Origin of the sequence: Chryseobacterium sp. POE27 (assembly GCF_039727685.1) — a bacterium.
In the GTDB taxonomy this organism is placed as follows: Bacteria; Bacteroidota; Bacteroidia; order Flavobacteriales; family Weeksellaceae; genus Chryseobacterium.
The window spans coordinates 4,068,175-4,086,703 of the sequence record NZ_CP152475.1; the positions used below are offsets into that span (position 1 = coordinate 4,068,175).

The 18,529-nt window shown below is 35.2% G+C and carries 16 protein-coding genes and 1 pseudogene; 5 read left to right on the forward strand and 12 right to left on the reverse strand.

Features of this window, described 5'->3' with window-relative positions; all coding sequences use genetic code 11:
- Positions 1 to 8: 8 nt before the first annotated feature.
- On the forward strand, positions 9 to 1,388 hold the full coding sequence (locus AAHI02_RS19600) for a RagB/SusD family nutrient uptake outer membrane protein (RefSeq protein WP_322924878.1): 1,380 nt from the start codon (positions 9 to 11) through the stop codon (positions 1,386 to 1,388).
- Complete coding sequence (locus AAHI02_RS19605) at positions 1,378 to 3,840, forward strand: prolyl oligopeptidase family serine peptidase (RefSeq protein WP_322924880.1); 2,463 nt, start codon at positions 1,378 to 1,380, stop codon at positions 3,838 to 3,840. Before AAHI02_RS19600 ends, AAHI02_RS19605 begins: the two co-directional genes overlap by 11 nt.
- Positions 3,841 to 3,870: 30 nt before the next feature.
- On the opposite strand, the gene AAHI02_RS19610 is transcribed toward AAHI02_RS19605, so the two are convergent.
- From AAHI02_RS19610 to AAHI02_RS19625, 4 genes are read right to left on the reverse strand one after another with little or no spacing between them, the layout of a single operon-like run.
- Entirely contained in the window at positions 3,871 to 4,146 is a 276-nt protein-coding gene (locus tag AAHI02_RS19610; RefSeq protein WP_322924882.1) for a DUF6520 family protein, read from the reverse strand.
- Between the two features lie 25 nt (positions 4,147 to 4,171).
- Positions 4,172 to 5,674 carry a MauE/DoxX family redox-associated membrane protein gene (locus tag AAHI02_RS19615; protein ID WP_346984619.1) on the reverse strand — a complete coding sequence of 501 codons (1,503 nt, stop codon included), beginning with the start codon at positions 5,672 to 5,674 and terminating at the stop codon, positions 4,172 to 4,174.
- Positions 5,675 to 5,724: 50 nt separating this feature from the next.
- Positions 5,725 to 5,892, reverse strand: coding sequence for a hypothetical protein (locus AAHI02_RS19620; RefSeq protein ID WP_322924886.1), 168 nt, complete (start codon positions 5,890 to 5,892; stop codon positions 5,725 to 5,727).
- Positions 5,893 to 5,906: 14 nt separating this feature from the next.
- Complete coding sequence (locus AAHI02_RS19625) at positions 5,907 to 6,125, reverse strand: hypothetical protein (RefSeq protein WP_322924887.1); 219 nt, start codon at positions 6,123 to 6,125, stop codon at positions 5,907 to 5,909.
- Positions 6,126 to 6,516: 391 nt separating this feature from the next.
- On the opposite strand from AAHI02_RS19625, the gene AAHI02_RS19630 reads away from it, so the two are divergent.
- Positions 6,517 to 8,112 (forward strand): helix-turn-helix domain-containing protein, encoded by a 1,596-nt coding sequence (locus AAHI02_RS19630; RefSeq protein ID WP_346984620.1) that lies wholly within the window; start codon positions 6,517 to 6,519, stop codon positions 8,110 to 8,112.
- 47 nt (positions 8,113 to 8,159) lie between these two features.
- Positions 8,160 to 9,014: an RteC domain-containing protein gene (locus tag AAHI02_RS19635; RefSeq protein ID WP_346984621.1), complete on the forward strand. Its 855-nt coding sequence runs from the start codon at positions 8,160 to 8,162 to the stop codon at positions 9,012 to 9,014.
- Between the two features lie 142 nt (positions 9,015 to 9,156).
- Here AAHI02_RS19635 and AAHI02_RS19640 read toward each other — a convergent pair whose 3' ends face one another.
- From AAHI02_RS19640 to AAHI02_RS19660, 5 genes are read right to left on the reverse strand one after another with little or no spacing between them, the layout of a single operon-like run.
- Complete coding sequence (locus tag AAHI02_RS19640; RefSeq protein ID WP_322924892.1) at positions 9,157 to 10,749, reverse strand: MFS transporter; 1,593 nt, start codon at positions 10,747 to 10,749, stop codon at positions 9,157 to 9,159.
- Positions 10,749 to 11,033, reverse strand: coding sequence for an HlyD family secretion protein (locus AAHI02_RS19645; RefSeq protein WP_346984622.1), 285 nt, complete (start codon positions 11,031 to 11,033; stop codon positions 10,749 to 10,751). The genes AAHI02_RS19640 and AAHI02_RS19645 overlap by 1 nt, the downstream gene beginning before the upstream one ends.
- On the reverse strand, positions 11,017 to 11,796 hold the full coding sequence (locus AAHI02_RS19650; RefSeq protein WP_346984623.1) for a biotin/lipoyl-binding protein: 780 nt from the start codon (positions 11,794 to 11,796) through the stop codon (positions 11,017 to 11,019). Before AAHI02_RS19650 ends, AAHI02_RS19645 begins: the two co-directional genes overlap by 17 nt.
- Before the next feature lie 10 nt (positions 11,797 to 11,806).
- Positions 11,807 to 12,508 carry a TolC family protein gene (locus AAHI02_RS19655; RefSeq protein WP_346984624.1) on the reverse strand — a complete coding sequence of 234 codons (702 nt, stop codon included), beginning with the start codon at positions 12,506 to 12,508 and terminating at the stop codon, positions 11,807 to 11,809.
- On the reverse strand, positions 12,489 to 13,391 hold the full coding sequence (locus AAHI02_RS19660; RefSeq protein WP_346984625.1) for a TolC family protein: 903 nt from the start codon (positions 13,389 to 13,391) through the stop codon (positions 12,489 to 12,491). The genes AAHI02_RS19655 and AAHI02_RS19660 overlap by 20 nt, the downstream gene beginning before the upstream one ends.
- A 92-nt stretch (positions 13,392 to 13,483) precedes the next feature.
- Between AAHI02_RS19660 and AAHI02_RS19665 the strand changes: the two genes are divergently transcribed.
- A complete protein-coding gene (locus AAHI02_RS19665) occupies positions 13,484 to 14,263 on the forward strand; it encodes an AraC family transcriptional regulator (protein WP_322924898.1) in 780 nt (259 codons plus the stop codon).
- An 89-nt stretch (positions 14,264 to 14,352) separates the two neighbouring features.
- On the opposite strand, the gene AAHI02_RS19670 is transcribed toward AAHI02_RS19665, so the two are convergent.
- The 3 genes and pseudogenes from AAHI02_RS19670 to mobC all read right to left on the reverse strand — a co-directional run bounded on the left by AAHI02_RS19670 (position 14,353) and on the right by mobC (position 18,373).
- Positions 14,353 to 14,739 carry a VOC family protein gene (locus AAHI02_RS19670; protein ID WP_322924900.1) on the reverse strand — a complete coding sequence of 129 codons (387 nt, stop codon included), beginning with the start codon at positions 14,737 to 14,739 and terminating at the stop codon, positions 14,353 to 14,355.
- A gap of 339 nt (positions 14,740 to 15,078) precedes the next feature.
- Positions 15,079 to 15,453 (reverse strand): DUF6597 domain-containing transcriptional factor, encoded by a 375-nt coding sequence (locus AAHI02_RS19675; RefSeq protein ID WP_346984626.1) that lies wholly within the window; start codon positions 15,451 to 15,453, stop codon positions 15,079 to 15,081.
- A 924-nt stretch (positions 15,454 to 16,377) separates the two neighbouring features.
- Positions 16,378 to 18,373 (reverse strand): annotated as a pseudogene (gene mobC, locus AAHI02_RS19680) (conjugal transfer protein MobC).
- Between the last annotated feature and the right edge of the window lie 156 nt (positions 18,374 to 18,529).

Here is an 18,529-nt window from a genome sequence, read left to right on the forward strand (position 1 = left end):
CAAAGATTATGAAGAATATAACAATAAAGAATACAATTTTAATATTAGTATTATTTCTGTCGATTACTTCTTGTGAAAAGATGGTGGAAGTAGACCTGCCAATCAACCAGCTTACAGCTGATCAGGTCTTTGAATCCACCAGTACGGCAGAAGGTGCACTTTCAGCATTATATGCAGAAATGCAATCCTTTTCAATCATTGCAGGCGGAGCCACTGGCTCCGGTGGATTATTGGGAAGTTACACGGATGATCTTGATGGATACGATATCTATTCAAACAATGCCTCAATGGATTTGTTTAACAATATTCAAAATCCCTCGAATACGACGGTTAAATTAGTGTGGGGCAATTCCTACAGGCAAATTTATATGGCGAACGCCATCATTGAAGGACTTGATAAATCAACTGCTATCAGTGAGAAAGATAAAAACAGGATTAAAGGAGAAGCTATTTTTATCCGTTCGCTGATCTATTACTATCTCACGGAAATTTTCGGTGACATCCCTTACATTACTTCTACAGATTATAATGTTAACCAATCCATCTCGAAAGTAAACCAGAATGAGATTTTGCAGAGAGTGTCACAAGACCTTTCAACAGCTACACCTCTCGTAGATATTGATTACCGCAATGCCGAAAGAATTTATGTCAACAGGAAAACTTTGGATTTGTTATCATCTCTTGTTTATATGCGGTTAAAACAGTGGAATCAGGCAGAAGGATTATTGAATGGGATTATTAATTCACCATTATACAGTTTCCCACAAGATCTTTCCGAAACATTTAAAAAAGAGGGTAAACACATTTTGTGGCAGTTAAAGCCAATTTTTGCCAATGCTGCAACACCTGAAGCATCCCTATATAATTTTTCTTCTGGCGTACCCCGTTACTACTCAGCTTCTGATAACCTGATGTCCAGTTTTTCAGCGAGTGACCTGAGAAAAACAAACTGGCTTTCTCCAATAACAACTGGTCAGAAAACCTATTATAAAATCAATAAGTACAAAACCATTACCAGCAATACGGATGAATACTCCATTGTTTTCAGGTTGCAGGAAGCTTACTTATTAATGGCGGAAGTAATGGCTCAACAAAACAGAATCGCAGAAGGTGTCAACTATCTCAATGCAGTCCGTCATTTAGCCGGATTGGTCGATGTTTCCAGTACCATTACAAAAGACGTTTTACTGGCAGAAATCCTATCGGAAAGCAGAAGGGAATTCTTTTCTGAAAGAGGCATTCGCTTTCTCAATCTAAAAAGAAATGAAAAACTTGACATTTTAAGTACAGTCAAACCGAACTGGAAGAGCTTTTATGTCCTATGGCCCATTCCGCTTTCAGAATTGGCACTTAACCCATCATTAAATCCTCAGAACAATGGTTATTAATATACTGATCAAAATACTTCTATTTCTGCTGCTGTCACCTGTCACTTTTATGGCGCAGGGAAACCCTGAAAATTATACCATTCCTGAAAATTTAAGAAACCATTATTTTGGCATTTTGTCACCGCAATTATCGCCGGACGGAAGATTTGTGATTTTCAAAAAATCCTACGAGCAGAATAAGGATACACTTTCGGTAGTTGATACCAGAAATCAGGATGCGATAATGCTTCAGATTCCAAACAGCCATTCTGAACGTTTTACAAAATCCGGTCAGCTATTCTTCTGTACTGGTTCAGATGCAGAAGTTATCGACTTGCGATCTAAAAAAAAGAAAAAGTGGAAAGGTGTAACTTCTGCACAGTATATAAGAAGCCAAAATCAGGTAGTCATCGCAAGAAATGATTCATTACTAATAAATGATGAGTACGGAAAAATACTCCGTGTCGTCCCAGACATTGTAAATACGTCATTGAGAAATGAAGACTTTTTTTATGTATCGAAAGAAAAGAATCAATATCAGCTCTGGTTATTGAAGAAAGAACATTCAGTATTATTGCATAGTTCGAACGAGCCTGGTCTGATTGCGAGGAGGATCTCTGAAAACTCATTTATTGTTTATGAGAAACATGATAAAGAATTTAAGATTTTTTATCATAATTCGACTAATAACTTTACGAAAGAGTTTAAGTACGATGGAGCAAAACCCATAAAATCGGCTGTTATGACACCAATTGAAATTGATCAGGATAATATATTCCTTAATCTCAATTTCTTTTCAGATTCTAAAGATAAAAATGAAGTGGAATTATGGTATGGAAATGATAATAAAATTGATCAGCGGTTTTTTGATAATAGCGAAAACAAAATATTGATTTGGAATCTCAAATCCGGTGATGTTACATCGTTGCAGGATAAAGATCACAGTCACGCTTTTTATGTAGGTAACCCCAATTTTTTGCTATCCTATGATCTCTACCAGCATAAGGACTTTACAAAGAAATCCTTTCCTTACAGCATCTATAGGTACAATATTGCTTCAAAGAAACATGAGTTTTTAATTGAGTCCGGTGATGTTATTTACACTGATACACAAGGGAAGTATATGATAACGCTTAAAGACGGACAGTGGGTTTTGGTTGATATTAATAATGGAGAAAGGAAAATAATTCCTGTAAATTCTTCAAGAAAAGTTTATTTTTCTCAAGATTCACAAACCTTGTTGTTTGAAAACGAAGAAAGGCTTGATGTTTACAATATAACATCACAAAGACATCAGGTTTTAAAACTTCCAAGTGGCTTTAGAAGTAAACTGGTAAATGGAGAGCAGACGCCTATTAGTTTCGGTTCACCGATTTACAAAACATCGTATCCTGCCGATAAAAATGTCTTAATACATCTTTGGAAAAAAGAAGATAATACCAATGCGATTGCTTCTTTTAATGGTCAATCACTCACAATGCTTATTCCGCCAACCCAGGACTACATTTCAGAAATGTTCGACTATTCCTCAAGACTGCAGCTTTTATTTGTACGAAGCAATATGAATAAGCCGCCGCAAATCTGGCTAAAGGGGAAAATTGAAAAAGATCTTTATGATAGTGCGTTGCAGGATAAAGGAGCAACGAAGATTAAATCCGAATGGATATCAGCCAGGAATTCAAAAGGAGCTGAACTAAAAGGTACGCTTATTTATCCATTGAATTTTGATAAAAATAAAAAATATCCAATGGTTGTATCCATTTATGAAAGCCAGAGATTTGAAAGCAATCAATATCTTATCGATGGAATGTTCGGAAGTACAGAAGGAATCAACAGCAGAAGGTTTATCGAAAACGGTTATTTTGTTTTTCTGCCCGAAATTGTATTTGATGAGAGGGGGACTGGACGTTCTGCATTAGATTGTGTAGAAAGTTCAATGAACGCTTTAAGCAATAATCCATCAATTGATTTTTCAAGAGTAGGACTGATAGGACATTCTCATGGAGGTTATGAAACTAACTTTATTGCTACACAATCTGGTAAGTTTGCTGCCTATGTGGCAGGTGCTGGCAACAGTGATCTCGTTAGATCATACCATTCATACAATTACTTGTGGAATGGACCTTTTTATTGGCAGTTTGAAAACGGACAGTACAGAATGCCGGGTGATTTTACACGCTATAAAGAGCTATACATAGACAACAGCCCTGTTTATCACGCTGAAAATGTTAAGGCTCCTATACTTTTATGGACAGGTAAAAAAGACGAAAATATCGATTGGCAGCAATCCATGGAATTTTACTTAGCCCTTAAAAGAAATCATAAGCCCGTCATTGCACTTTTTTATCCTGATGATGACCACAGCTTGCAGAAAATTGAAAATAGAGTAGATCTGTATAGCAGAATATCTCAATGGTTTGATTTTCATCTTAAGGACGTTAAAAGTCCAGAATGGATTTTAAAAATGAACTAAAAAAAGGATGCCTCTCGGCATCCTTCTTCTTTAATTAGCAACACTGTGCTTAAGAATGTTTGGGCAACTTGTGCCGTTAAAAATTCTCAAAGCTTCTGTGCCAGGTCCTGAAACAGTACAATCGAATGCTCCATTGTTGTCACAGAACTTTGACATCGGCTGACATTGTTCCACTTCATTTGGTCGGAACAGATAACCTTGAATATCAACAGAGTTGGTATTCTTTTTTGTTGTAGTTGCAAATGCACTTCCTACACCTACTGTTGCAATTACCAATGGTAAAATTGCTGATCTTAGCTTTTTCATAATAATTGATGTTTAAAAATTTTACCTACTCTTTTTTATGGTTTTTCGGCATAACCCCATTCATCCCATCTGTGATTGGCTGTCTAAGTTTGTAACGGATGAGATCATTTCCGACCAGAGCAAACAAGTAATGGTCGGTGACAAGCATATGAGACAATGATTTACCGCCGCGGTGCTGTACATAAAAACTGCCCCAATATTGAGAAGAATTGACTTTATAAATGTCAATAATTGACGATGATTTCCAGCTTTCTTTGGGTTCATATTTCCCCATTAAACCTGATTTATTGAATATGAGCCCCCGATGTAAATTCGTTGACAGATTATTAACTTGAGGTGGTCTGCTCATTTTAATAGTTCCATCTTTAAGCTTTATTGTTTCTATTTTGGATACTGACGTGATGTCAATCGTTTTCATAGTACCAATCAAATTGAGACTGTTACTTATTTTCAAAATTTGATTTCGATAAAAAAATATGTAATACAATTCCTTGTTACTTTTATCAAAGAGAAGCTTGCCGTCAGTATCAAAAATATTCTGATCTTTCGCTGAAAGAATACTTTTGTTAAGCCTTACTTCTGGCTTATGACTAAGATTCAGTAACCCCAAAACATTATCAGTATTGTATTCTGTCTTTGTTCTCAGGGCGAAATTGCATGAATCTAAAGCGACTATTTGGCTAAAGAAGGCATCATTTAGGCTAATTGTCTTAAGTTTGATTTCAGAATCTGTAATAGGAGCTTTATAAATAATTGGAATACTACCGTCGAAAGCAAATAACTCTTGCCCTAATACTTCGTATGATAATGATTTAAATCTGTAATTACCTTCCGGAACGAGGTTTATTAGCTTGGAAGATGTGAGTTGTAGGTCTATTTTCAGAATTTGAAAGGGTGAAGTTTTATTAGCTAAATAAATGAAATTGCCGCTGACGCCTGCAAAGTAATAGGAGTCAATTCCTAATTCCATAAAATTCTCCTGAAGAATAGGATGATTTAGAAATCTTCTTGTAAAATTGTTTTCCTTTTTAATGATATATTCAGATGAATAGAAAAGAAAAATTACGATGGCAGCGCCAAAAAGAGAAGTAACTACCATAGATAATATACGTGAAGATAAAGTTCTAATTATTTGAGATTTATTTTCAGAACTGGTGCTCAAGATTATTGCCAATGCTGCTAAAATAACTGTTATGATATTAAAAATTAAATGTGTTGCCCAACCCATATTTTCTAATATGCCGCCACAAGAACAGGGAACGAATTCGCTATGATACAAAATAAGATAAATATATACCGTGAAAGCGATCATAAGTCCGAAAGATGCCAATAAACCTAAAAGTCTGGTTTTGCTTAAACTCAGTAACAAAGCAATAAGTAACTCAATAATAATTACGGAATATGATATACTTCCAGCATAAGCACTCAATAATGGTGACTGCGCTAACTGTACCTGGAAATTCTCAAAGTCCAACAGTTTACTCACACTCGCATAAATAAACAAGAGGATAAAAAAAGTAGGAAACACCTTTGACAAAAATCGTCTTAAAAGATTTCATGGCTTTGTTTTTAATATGTTTAACAGACCTGAATCAGTCTCCATTTGATCTTCATTCCGCAATAGTCAGGCATCGGTTCACCTTTAAATAATGTTACAGTTGTTCTGAAATTCCCCATACTCTCCCAGATGCCACTTTCCGGACATGGTAAGCCTGTGGCAGCTGATATGGAGGTATGAGGAATCATAGTTCATGAATTGATTAATCTTTATGCTCTGTCCTCCAGTTATCACCATCTCTTACCGGCGGGTCGGGATCTATAATTTCTTCTGAGGATTTTGCAGAATCTTTTTTCATGATGGACATTTTAACTTCATCAAATGAGTTGTCGTCTTGTATTAAATCTTCATCTCGGTTCGAACAGTTTTGTAAACTCATTGCAGCTATTGCTATACTAAAAATTGGGATTAACTTTTTCATTGTAATTTCTTTTGATTTGGTTATCCCGACGTCGGATTGAATTAGAATTCTGAAGCCAAAGTTATTAGCGCTGAGGCCGGAAAAAAACTGTCCTGTGGGGCAATTTTAAAATAGATACGTCTCAATTTTAAAATTGTACCATCACAAAAATGTCCGTAAAGGCTTATTTATCGGTGGTGACAGAATATCATACATTGAATGGTCTTCGCTGGCTGCTAAAGGCATTATTTAAAATCAAAATCCGTATTTTTGAGATGGTGAGGTTCTAATAATCAGTATATGAAAAAGTTAAATTACTTTCTCGTCCTGCTTTCTGCCTATTCACAATTATTATTTTCACAGCAAAAAGAGCTCAGGACTTTCAGAGAAATCAGAGACCATTACGAAAAAAATGACCATCGATGATGTTCGTGCCATGCCTTTCGTGAAAGCATACATTCAAAAAGCAAAATCGGAAAACAATATCCCGAAATTAATTCAGGGGTACAGGGATGGTAGGCAGTTCGATTACCATAACAAGATGAGTTATGCAGACAGTGCTTTGACGGTCAGTATAAAACAGGGGACTAAAGACGATATCAGCAAAGACTATTTAAGCAAAGGCATTATATATTATTTCTACCAGAAGAAATACAAACTTGCTTTAAACCAATATATGAAAGCTTATGACTATTCAAAAGGCTCAAAGGATAAATACCAGCATTACAAAGTAATTTACCATTTAGGTATCGTCAAGGAACATCTGGGATATTATGATGAAGCCCTTGAGCATTTTCAGGAATGTTCTCAATTTTATGAAAGGGCCATGAATCAAAAAGGTCTGCATGAAAACCTACAATTCAACAACAAGAAAGCCTATCTCAATTCACTTCATCAAATGACCGTTGTCAATCGGTACTTAAAAAATGTCTCCACAAGTGACAGTCTGAGCAAATTGGGATATAAACTGACTGAGGGTGACCGTGACTTTCTATTGGAGAACAGCTATTTTCTAAAATGTATAGGGATCTCCAAATTTTTGAAGAAAGATTATGATGGTGCGGCGTCGGATCTCAACAGGGCATTACCTGCAATCTTGAAAAGAAATGACTTTGCATGGGTATCCGTCATTTACTATTACCTTGGAAAGATCTCAGAGGCTAAGAATTTGGATGATTTTGTGATCGGCTATTACAGTAAAATCGATTCCATCTTTGTCAAAGAAGGATTTATCCTACCGGAGGTTTATAAAAGTTACAATTATCTCATCAGCTATTATAAAAACAAAGACCTCGACAAACAATTGTATTATACTGATCAGCTTCTGAAGGCGGACAGTATGATCAGCAAGGATTATCCATACTTATCAGGAAAACTTCATAAGGAGTACGACCGCAGGTCACTCATTGAGCAAAGAGAAGACATTGAGAAGGCAGGCAGGAAAAAAATGCGGATCGCCCAATTCCTGATCTTGTCGAGTACGATTACTATTATATTTTTTGTCATCCGATACCGGAAGGACCGCAGAATAAAAAAACAATATGACCTACTGCAAAAGAGAATTGAAGAAGGCTCTTATGGCATTGCCAATACTGTTGAAGAGCAATCTCAGGAATACTCCTTAAGAAAAACTTTCCTGACGCCTGAAGTAACATCTGACATTGGTGAAAGGCTGGAAAAATTCGAGAGAGAACTGCAATTTACAAAGAAAGGCATTACTCAAAATAGTATTGCTGCCAAACTTAATACCAATGCAAATTATCTATCCATCTATATCAATGAGAATAAAGGGATGAATTTCACAAGGTATATTGCAGAACTCAGGATCAATTATATAACAAACCTCTTAAACACCAATACTAAATACCTCAACTACACCATAGAAGCCTTGGCAGAAGAGTGTGGGATTGCAGCCCGTCAGAATTTTTCAAATCTTTTCTACGATATCAATGGCATCCGACCAACAGATTACATCAAAAAGCGGAAAAAAGAATTGAGAATCAGCTGAATGAGCCGTCGCTAAACGTTTTTTTTGTAAATTTCTAAAAAAAGGACATGGTAACAAAAACTATTTTTAGAAAAATTGCAAAACTGCATGAAGATTTAGAGCTTAAGATCAATGAAATGTATGATGAAAATGATATGTTGAAAGTTGCAGAAAAATCTTTAATCTTAATCGATAATTCTATCAGACAATTAAAGTCTTTAGTGTCTGCTCATCATTTTGAGAATTTGGGCGAAGAAATTCATTTCTTCAAAAAGCTGAAACCAAAATTCATTTCCAAGTTCATTTATTATTCAACGGTTTTAGATGTAGAATCTCATAAGCCCAATGTCGGAAATAAAGCCTTGAAGAAATACTATGAGGCAGAGCAGAGAAAGCTCGAAAAATTTTATGCAGAACAATCTGATTTTTACAGTTATTATAGGAGGGAAGCGACTTATCTGGATCATAAAGTATTTGTCAGGGATTCCTATGATCTTAAAATGAAACTCTCATTGGGGTTCTACAATTTCGATACCAGCTTCACGACCTCTCATGATCAGCTTATTGCCAAATTTATGGCGAACGAAAAATTTGACCAGTATTTAAAAAAGCAGATTGACGGTTTATCAGATAGAGATAGCAGCAAATCTACATCGCCATTAGTCTGGTCAGCATCCAAGGTTGGACTTATTGAGCTGGTCTATGCCTTATACCATATGCGGTGCTTTAACGGCGGAAATGTTGAACTTAGCGAAGTGATCAAGTCTGTTGAAAAATCATTGGATACAGACCTTGGAAACTTCCATAAGACCATCTTTGAGATCCGAAACAGGAAGCAGGGACCGACTAAGTTTTTAAATATCGTCAGCGATAATCTTTCTCAGCATTTTCAAAATATTGAGGGGGGAGTGACCTATGCTTGATAAACCAGAATTGCTTTTAAGTTTCTGGTTTATCAAGCATTATTAAATTAGGTGATTGCAAATCAGGTTACCACTCATTATTTTTTATCTATGGCATCTACTTTAATTAGTCTCATTTTAAAAATCTAATCATAAAAAAGTTTTAATAAGGAATATTACCTTTCCCTAATCGTAAAACAACTTGTCGAATCTGTGGTAAAAAGAACAAAATAACAATTACGAAAATCACACCTGTCAGCATCCAATCATAATAATCTCTTGTAGCACGAGCCAATATCTGATGACCTATCATTTGATTAATATAGGCTGAGGATAATGTTTTTGAAGTATAAATATCGCTGCCTGCGTTCATATATTGATTTTGAATATCCAGTAAGGTAGCTGGTAATTCAGGGTTGGTTTCCGTAACTGCTTCCCGAATCTTTTCACGAACTCCTGATTTTGCAAATAATTGAAGCTCGTTATTCAGTGCCAGACTAGCTGTAAACCCTGTAAACCTAGCCAATATACCAACAAGCGATGCATTGATAGCAATTGCTGGCGGTGCTGATGAAGCGGTAAACGAAACAATAGGAACAAATAAGACTCCTGTTGCCACACCATAAATAAACATCGGTAAAATGAAATCAATTGTTTCGCCTTGTACAGAAACAAATAGTATCATATAAGCGTAATAAATCGCCATGAGTCCAAAGCCAGCAATAATCATTCTTATCAGATTGTAGCCCATCAAGACAAATCTGGAGGTAATGAACATACTCACTGTAGTTCCAAAAATTACAGACGTCCATATCGGAATGGTGCTCAGTGGGTCATTTCCTAAAATTACCTCAAGATAGCCGTAAGCAAGTCCTGTACTTCCCTTAAAAATATAAAATGCAAAAAGTAATAATAGCCCAATGACAAAATTCTTTGTCTTGAAAATCTGCAAGTTGATTAATGGTCTTTTAAGTTTCAATTCTCTACTGATGAAAAGTGAAAGAATAATTAGATTAACGACACTAAGCGAAGTTATTAATGGACTACCGAACCATCCCAATTGTCGTCCGTAAACTAGAATATATCCTAAGATTAATATAAAAGACACGTAAAAAAGATAACCTATCCAATCCACCTGATAAAGTGGAATCTTTTTGGTAAATCGAGCTTTACTGTTCATTGTTAGCAATAAAATAATTGTCAAAATGATGAGTATGATAATAAATCCGTAGAATAGCCAGTTAAAATCAAAGAAATGAATAACCACGCTGGTAAAAATAGAATAAAAAGGAACGGCAATCTGTATGCTGCCATATAGTATGCTAAAAGCAATCACACGTGCACGTACGGACTGTAATCTTGGGAAAATAAGTTGTAAGACGATGCTTGACATCAATGCACAGGTAATTCCTTGAAAAAACTGGCAAATAACAAATAATGTCCAATCTTTGAAATGAAAACAGATCACAGAACATATTGCATTTACAGCAATAGCAATCAGTAAATATTTCCTTGGTGCAAAATATTTTACGATCCGAAAATCAAGTGCCAGGAAAGCTACGGTAGAGCCATAGATAACGACCATACCATATTGTACATCTGTAGGCTTTATCCCATAGAAACCCATTGCTGCAACCGGACTACCATAAAAAGCGAAACTAAACAGACAGGTCATCAGGATAGCAAATATGACGGATCTCGCCACCCATTCAGATACCCAGGATTTGAAAATAGGAATTTTATGTGCTTGCATCATTAATCTTTTAAAACATAAACGTTAGCATTCATCCCGGCAGAGAGTTTCCCTAATTTTTCAGGCGTATCGGTCAGTTTAATTCTTACAGGAATCCGTTGGATGATTTTGACAAAATTACCTGTTGCATTATCCGGTGGAAGTAGCGAATAACGTGAACCTGTGGTGGGCGAAAGTGATTCGATAGTACCTTTGAATTTTTCATTCGGGAAAGCATCAACTTCTATAAACACTGCTTGTCCAATCTTAAAGTTGCCAATCTGTGTTTCTTTAAAATTTGCAATCACCCATTTTTCCTCGGCTTTGTTCAACAAAAAAAGCCAAAGTTTGCCCAGCTTGTATCAATTGACCTTCCTGAATGGTCTTTTTACCAATTTGCCCATCAAAAGGTGCAGTGATAACCGTATATCGAATGTCCAATTCCTGTCTTTGAACAAGTGTTTCTTTAATTTTTATCTCTGCCTGTATAGCATTATGTTGAGCTCTGAAATCATTAAGTTTAGATTCTGCTACTTCTAAAGAAGCTTTAGCCTGATCATAATCTGACTGTGCAATGGATAAAGAAGCACTGATGTTGTCGAATTTTTGTTGTGTGGTAGATTCATCCGCCAGTAGATTTTTATAACGGTCAAATTCTTTTTGCTGTTGGTTCAATCTCGCTTTTGCTCCTGCTAATTGTGCTTTTATAACCTCAATACTTTTAAGTTGCGTTTCTTCGCTCGCCGTCAAAATCGGTAATTTAGCGTGTGAACTCATGAGTTCTGCTGATGCAGCATCTTTTTTCAGTCCATACTCGTCCAACTCAATGACAACAAGTGTATCACCTTTTTTAACAAGCTGATTGTCCTTGTAATATATTTTACTGATATAGCCACCCACTTTTGCGTTTATGGGCGACAAGTAAGCATCTACCTGAGCGTCGTTGGTCTGTTCATAGCGATATCCTTTAAAGAAATAGATAGCTCCCCAAATAATGATCCCTATGAATAATGCAATACCAAACCATTTGGTCAGGCCTACAACAATTTTATCTGTTTTATTTTTGTTCATAATAGTTGTATTAAAGAATTCCTACAATTGTCAATAGTCTGATATGGCTTACTTTTACGTTTGTCTGTGCTGTTATCAGATTGAATTTTGCTTCCAGTAAAGCATTTTCTGCCTCCAAAAGATCGGTCAGTAGCGATTCCTGGTTTAAGTAGCTACTTCTGATGACACGAACGGTCTCGGTGCTTTTGATGATATTTTGTTCAGCCGTTTCCACGCTCTCCAAAGCCTGTTGCTGCTGTAAATAAGCTTCTTTTACTTGAAGAGAGATTTCGTCCTTCTTCATCTCTGCTTTTTCTATAGCTTGATTGTTAACAACTTGGGCACGAGCAATGGTGTGTTTACTTTTGTACAAATTATCAATAGAATATTGTACTTTAATTCCTGTCTGACCAAATCCCCACAAGTCGTTGGAATACGGATAAAAGGAAATCTGTGGATAGTTGTAATTATAGTTAGCGTACAAAGAAACTTTGGGTAATTGCATAGCCTTTACCTGTTTAATGTTCAATTCACTCACCTTAATATCGCTTGTCACCATTTTGAACTCGGGTGATTCATTAAAAGCAATGTTTACATAATCATTGTAGTCACCGTCTGTGATAGCGTTTAATTCAATTGTATCTTCGTATTTGATTGCTAACCCCATATCATTTTCACGTCCCATCAGAATATTGAGCCGTTGTTTGGTGATTTCAATCTTTTTTTGTAACATCAGAAAGATTAAGTTCCAGTTGAGACAATTTCACGGAGGTTCTCAGTACATCACTCTTTAGTACGGTACCGTTTTTATGCAAACTTTCTATCAATCTCAATTGTTTTTTTTCTGCTTCAATCTCTGCATGAAGAAAATCATAGAAATGCAAAAACTTATACAAATCAAAATAAGCAACTGCGACATTATATTTTACACTATGCTTTTGCAGATCCACTTCATATTGTTTTCGTGTATCCTCTTCCTTTTTCATGGCAATGTTTCTTTTGTCTTTACCACCATTGTACAGATTAAAGTTCAAGTTGTAGCCTACTCCGTATCCATAGCCTTTTACAGGCACATCCTGTGGAGAAGAGAATAATCCATTGTTATAAATCAGAAATTTGGAGTTGAGTTTTACGTCTCCACCTACCGAAAGTTCCGGTAATAAACGATCTTTGGCTTCCAATATTTCTATTTTACTCTGCTGAAGATTTAGGTCGGATAGTTTTAGTTGTCGATTATTCGTTTCAGCAACTTTCCATATTTCTTCCAAACTTAATAATTGTTCATTTTCTGTATGCTGAGCGTAAATATTGGGTGCAAATAACAGTAACAGTATGCCCAAAATCGGAACTGTATTATATTTTTCATTAGTTTTGTTTTCATAAATGATTGGCTTCTTTCTCTTTTCTAACCATTGTTTTAACATCCTTTTCAATTCATAAAAAGCAAAGCTTAAATCGACCATTGGCATCAAAGGACTCGAATAAGCACAAGCCAACCAGTAGATATAAGCTTTATCAATAATTTCTTCATCTGCACTAGATAATTTATATTCAGATTTTTCGGCTTGTTTTTCAAGTTCAAAATCCTTGTCAGGTTTTATAATTTTATGTTTCATAATGATTCTGCTATTATTAACAAAGCAAAATTATTCAACACACCTAACCTTTATTTTATATAATTAGCCTAAAGTTTGCTATATTTGGCCATATGGAGATTCTTAGCCAATTAATAACTATTGTGGATCAAAATCCTGACTCCATCCTCGTGATGCGACAGCAAACTGAACAGCGTTTGCCTGCTCATCAGCACGATAAGGCTCAGTTATTATTGGTTTATGGAGGAATTGCTTATTTACAAACAGACGCAAAAGATTTCTATATTCCGTCTAATCATTATATATGGATACCTAAAAACTACCCTCACAATTTGATGTTTAATACACAGGATTTATACATTATCAACATCTATTTTCCAGATGAAAAAGCAGATAGTTTTTATGATGAACTGGGTATTTATCCTGTTAGTAAGCTTCTGGCAGAAATGCTCTCATTTAGCGAGAAATGGCAAGGTGATTATTACAAAGGATCATGGGAATTTGAATTTCTATCCACGCTTAAGAATGTATTATCAAAGGAAAATCTCAAAAAATTCTCCATTCAACTTCCCACAACGGACGATCAGCGGCTCAATGCCATAATCGACAGTTTTAGAAACCGATTAAATGAAAATCTAAGCTTAAATAGTTTTGCTCAGCAATCGGGAATGAGTGTGAGAAGTCTGACCAGATTATTCCAAACGAAATTGCATATCACTTTTGTTCAATACTTAAAGATGCTGCGTATTATCAGAGCGATGGAATTAATAAAAGATACAGATCTGAACATGACGGAGATAGCCTATGAAGTCGGTTATTCGAACATATCTGCTTTTAGTAATAATTTTCAGCAACTGACCAACATGAGACCTACTGAATTTAAGACCAAATAAGAAGTACGGCTATAGATTTATTAGCTATAATTTTCCCCTAAAAAGTTAATAGATCACTTAATTTAAATGATCTATTGGTGGTTGGCAAGCTATGCAATATTATCCTTAAATGGACTAACACTTATTTCTATCAACAACTTTTCAAAAAAGAAATAGAAACCAAACGTATTCCTAATTTTCTTAGGTTCATTTTCAAATTGTAAGTCAGCTTCAGGTTTTAACTTTTCATAAATATCCCAAACTTCTTGTTCATCCTTTTGATAAAATCCGATGTGGAAATTTTCCGGATATTCAGGCGTATTTTCTTTGTGGTTCAGTTCCTGTCCCCAAATAACTAAGGCGAAATTATTGCCGTTTTCCAGAACTGCCATTTTGCTGTTTCTATTCACAATTAAACTAAAACCCAGGTGTTTTGTAAATAAATTTACAGCTTTATCTACGTCTTGCACAACGATGTTAATGTGATTTAAATTCATTTTATTCTTATTTTGATTACAGAACAAAATTACTTTTCCGGCATCAGGCTAAATTGGATAAATCGGTCGTTTTCATTTTTATTTAAAATAATTGGTTTTACTCCTGCAAATTTTTTCACTTCCCTTATAAAATGTGATTGGTCTGCATAATCGAGTTGGGGGTAGAAATCTCCATTTTTTAGTTGTTTTAATGAGTTGGAGAAACGGATTATATTTAGATAGGATTTAAGCGTTACGCCCAACCATTTGTGGAAATAACGATTCATTTGTCTGCTACTCCAAAAAATATTTTCTTCGAGTTCTTTTACCGTAATTTCTCCTTTAGAAGCATGAATGCGTTTAAATAACTTCTTTTTTTCGGTCGTCTATTTCTTTGGATAATAACGAAGAAATAACCTTTGTAGTTTTATGGTAAAATTGATTAAAATCATTCAGATCATCTCTTGAAAATCCCCAGTACCCTGTCTGAAGTGTTTTCTTGATGTTATTTAAATCTGCAAAAGATTGGTTGAAAATATATTCGGCAGCAATGGGATAAAAGCTTATTGCAAACATTGTAGATTTGGGAAATGGAGGTTTGGTGATTGGAGCAGAACATATTCCGGAAATGAAAATTTCAAAATTTCCATTTTCATCAGCTAGCAGAAATAAATCTATTTTTCCATCCGGAACTATAATGCCTTCTTTTTCTTCATCAGAGTTGTTTTTTACCATCCAAATGCTTTCCACTATATCTATTAGTGGTTCATCGGGTTTGAGACAGATATATTCTAATTTATTTCTTCGCAAATTCATCTATAATTGTTTGAGTACAAAACTATGAATTTATAGACCTACCTTATATCAGTTAAGATGAAATGCCAATAAGGCGAAGAATATCAAAAAACTATCATTATAACCTGATATTTATTACGTAGTATCTAAATGTTATCAATATTATTTTTTAAGAGAACCTTTTTTAAACAAATTTCTTAATACTCATTATGTATCCCAAATGCAGATCCTAGTGATAATTTTTGTACGCAAAAGCATCTTGTATAGAAATTTGATGAAAGCCAATACCAGTGATGCTTTTGTTGTAGCGGATAAAGATGCCGTTTTCGAAATCATTAATTGTGCGCTCAATTTTTGAAGTCAAAAATGATTTAAGTTCATCTGCTTCTTGTCGAGAAACTGATTCTGTTGGTTTTGTTCTCGATTGGTATTTTTTAAACAACTCATCTGAAATATATCCTTGTAGGGGAGAACCTATGTAAATAAGTTTTTGTTGTGTTACAATGATGTGTCCGATGTTCCAAATAATGTTGTTGTTAAAACCGACTGGAATCCTATTGAGTTGGTATAATGAATATTTGTAAAAAAAATCTAGATATAACTTTCGGCTTGTTTTTCACGTTTAAAACAGGGTTTTCATTTTTCTTTTTTGAATTTGCAAATATTCTCTTTAGCATCAAGAATAGATATGCTTGTAAAAGTCCTAACAAAAGTAAAAATTATGATTAAAGCTATAGTTTTGACAATTGGACTGTAAACAATAATTATCATTATGACACAGAAACGATGAATCTATCTTTCATGATGTGAGACCAACTTAATTTAGATAAATGTCAGGGCTTCGCTATTGAGTTAATTTACAAATTACTGCACCAAATGCTGCAAATCGGAGTCATTAGAAATTCTTTCTATTTCACTTTTTATGATCTGAAGAATATCAGTTTTAATACTTCTGTAATTTTTTTCAATTTCATGTCTCATACCGTCATTGCCGTCCTCGTCTGCAAAAGAACGAATTTCCGGTATCTTTTGATAATGCTTTTCCTCCGCTGAAAGTTTTGCAGTATCAACGACAATTTCCGAATGAAAAATCTTTTGTTCTATTCTTTCATCAAAATTATCCGAAACAGCACCTACAAAAAATCCCTGAGTCAAGGTTGAAATCTTAGATGCAGGAATCAGACTGTCTAGTTGCGTGGAGATAGATGTCGAGGTATCATTCCTGTTAATGGATATACTTTGTCTCTTCTGTAGAACCTTACCAAATCTTTCGGATAAAGCCTTTGCTGTTTCACCAACCACCTGTCCGCTGAAAATGTTTCCGACTGTGTTCTGAATGACCTTACTTTCTTTATCACCATAGTCCCGGGTAAGCTGGGAAAAATCCTGAAATCCCAAGCAAACAGAAACCTTATTGCTTCGTGCTGTTGCAATAAGGTTATCAAGACCTCTAAAATAAATGGTAGGTAACTCATCAATAATGACTGAGCTTTTCAGTTGCCCTTTTTTATTGATCAGTTTTACAATTCTTGAGTTGTAAAGCCCCAGTGCCGCAGAATAGATATTCTGACGGTCAGGGTTATTACCGACACACAATATTTTTGGTTCTTTCGGATTATTAATATCCAAAGAAAAATCGTCTCCCGTCATTACCCAATACAGTTGCGGCGATATCATCCTTGATAAGGGAATCTTTGCTGAGGCGATCTGTCCCTGCAATTGATCCTGTGCACCTCCCTGCCAGGCATCCATAAAAGGGGAGAGGTAGTTTTCCAATTCAGAATAGGATGTCAGAATGGTAAATACATCTTCATATTTTTTGTTCAGCAGCTCAATAGCGTGTGGAAAAGTACAGTACTTACCATCATCATAGATTTTCAAAAACCAGATAATAGCGGCCAGAAGAATAATTGGGGATTCCACAAAAAAAGTCACCCTGCTTCTGTATCCAGCTTCTGTTAAGATTTAACATTATCGTGTATGCTGCTTCATAGGCATCCGAAATATCCGTCATAAAATCAGGATTTAATGGATTACAGCGGTGGCTTTTTCGAGGATTATCAAAGTTGATGATATAAAATTTTGGCTTTATGGTATAAGAATCGGAATGATGTAGAAGATGATTATAAGCGATTGTTGAAAGGTCATCAAATTTAAAATCATAGATATACATTGAAAAGCCCTTTTCGATATGTTGCCTAATGTAATTGTTGACTACAGCATAAGATTTTCCTGAACCGGGTGTCCCTAAAACAATGGTTGCACGAAATGGATTGACGACATTGATCCATCCTTGATGCCAGTGTCCTCGATAGTAGAATTTAGTAGGTAGATTGACTGAGTAGTCATTGTAAAGCAATCTAGTCTCCTGCTGAAAACTTTCATTTTCACTGTTGAAGACATCATCCATCAAATTGTTTTTCAATATACGGCTCATCCATATACCAGCCTGCATTAACAAAATATATCCTAGTCCGGTAGAAAGCAAATAGAGATATACAATAATGTCGTCGTGAAATTTTAGCAACCAGCCGTTCAAGAAAAATAATAGAAACCCAATTATGAGAGTTCGTATGATTTTGTTCCAGGTTATCTGCTCACTTTTTACGCCCTTTGTTCCAAGGCAGCTCAGACCTAAAAGTATGACTGCAAATAATTTGGTATATAAGGGATGTGAGAATAGACCTGAAGTCCGGTTAAAATTATGCAGCATCTTTGCAATGATGCCGATTGTCCACTGATGCTTATCAAAAAATCCATAGCAAAACCAGTAAAGATGCATCATCACAACGATAATGCTTACCGCTCTCATGAATCCCATAATTTTAGCTAATCCCCTTACGTCATCTTCTCCTTGCATTTTCTTTACATTAAATGTTAGGACTGGAAATTATTTACTAAGTAGATACTATGGTATATCTGGGAATATTTGTAAATAAATGGCGCTATTTGGCAGTCCAAACTCAAACAAAGTTGGTAGGAAGCGGTAGAAATTTATAAAGATGAAACTGATCTA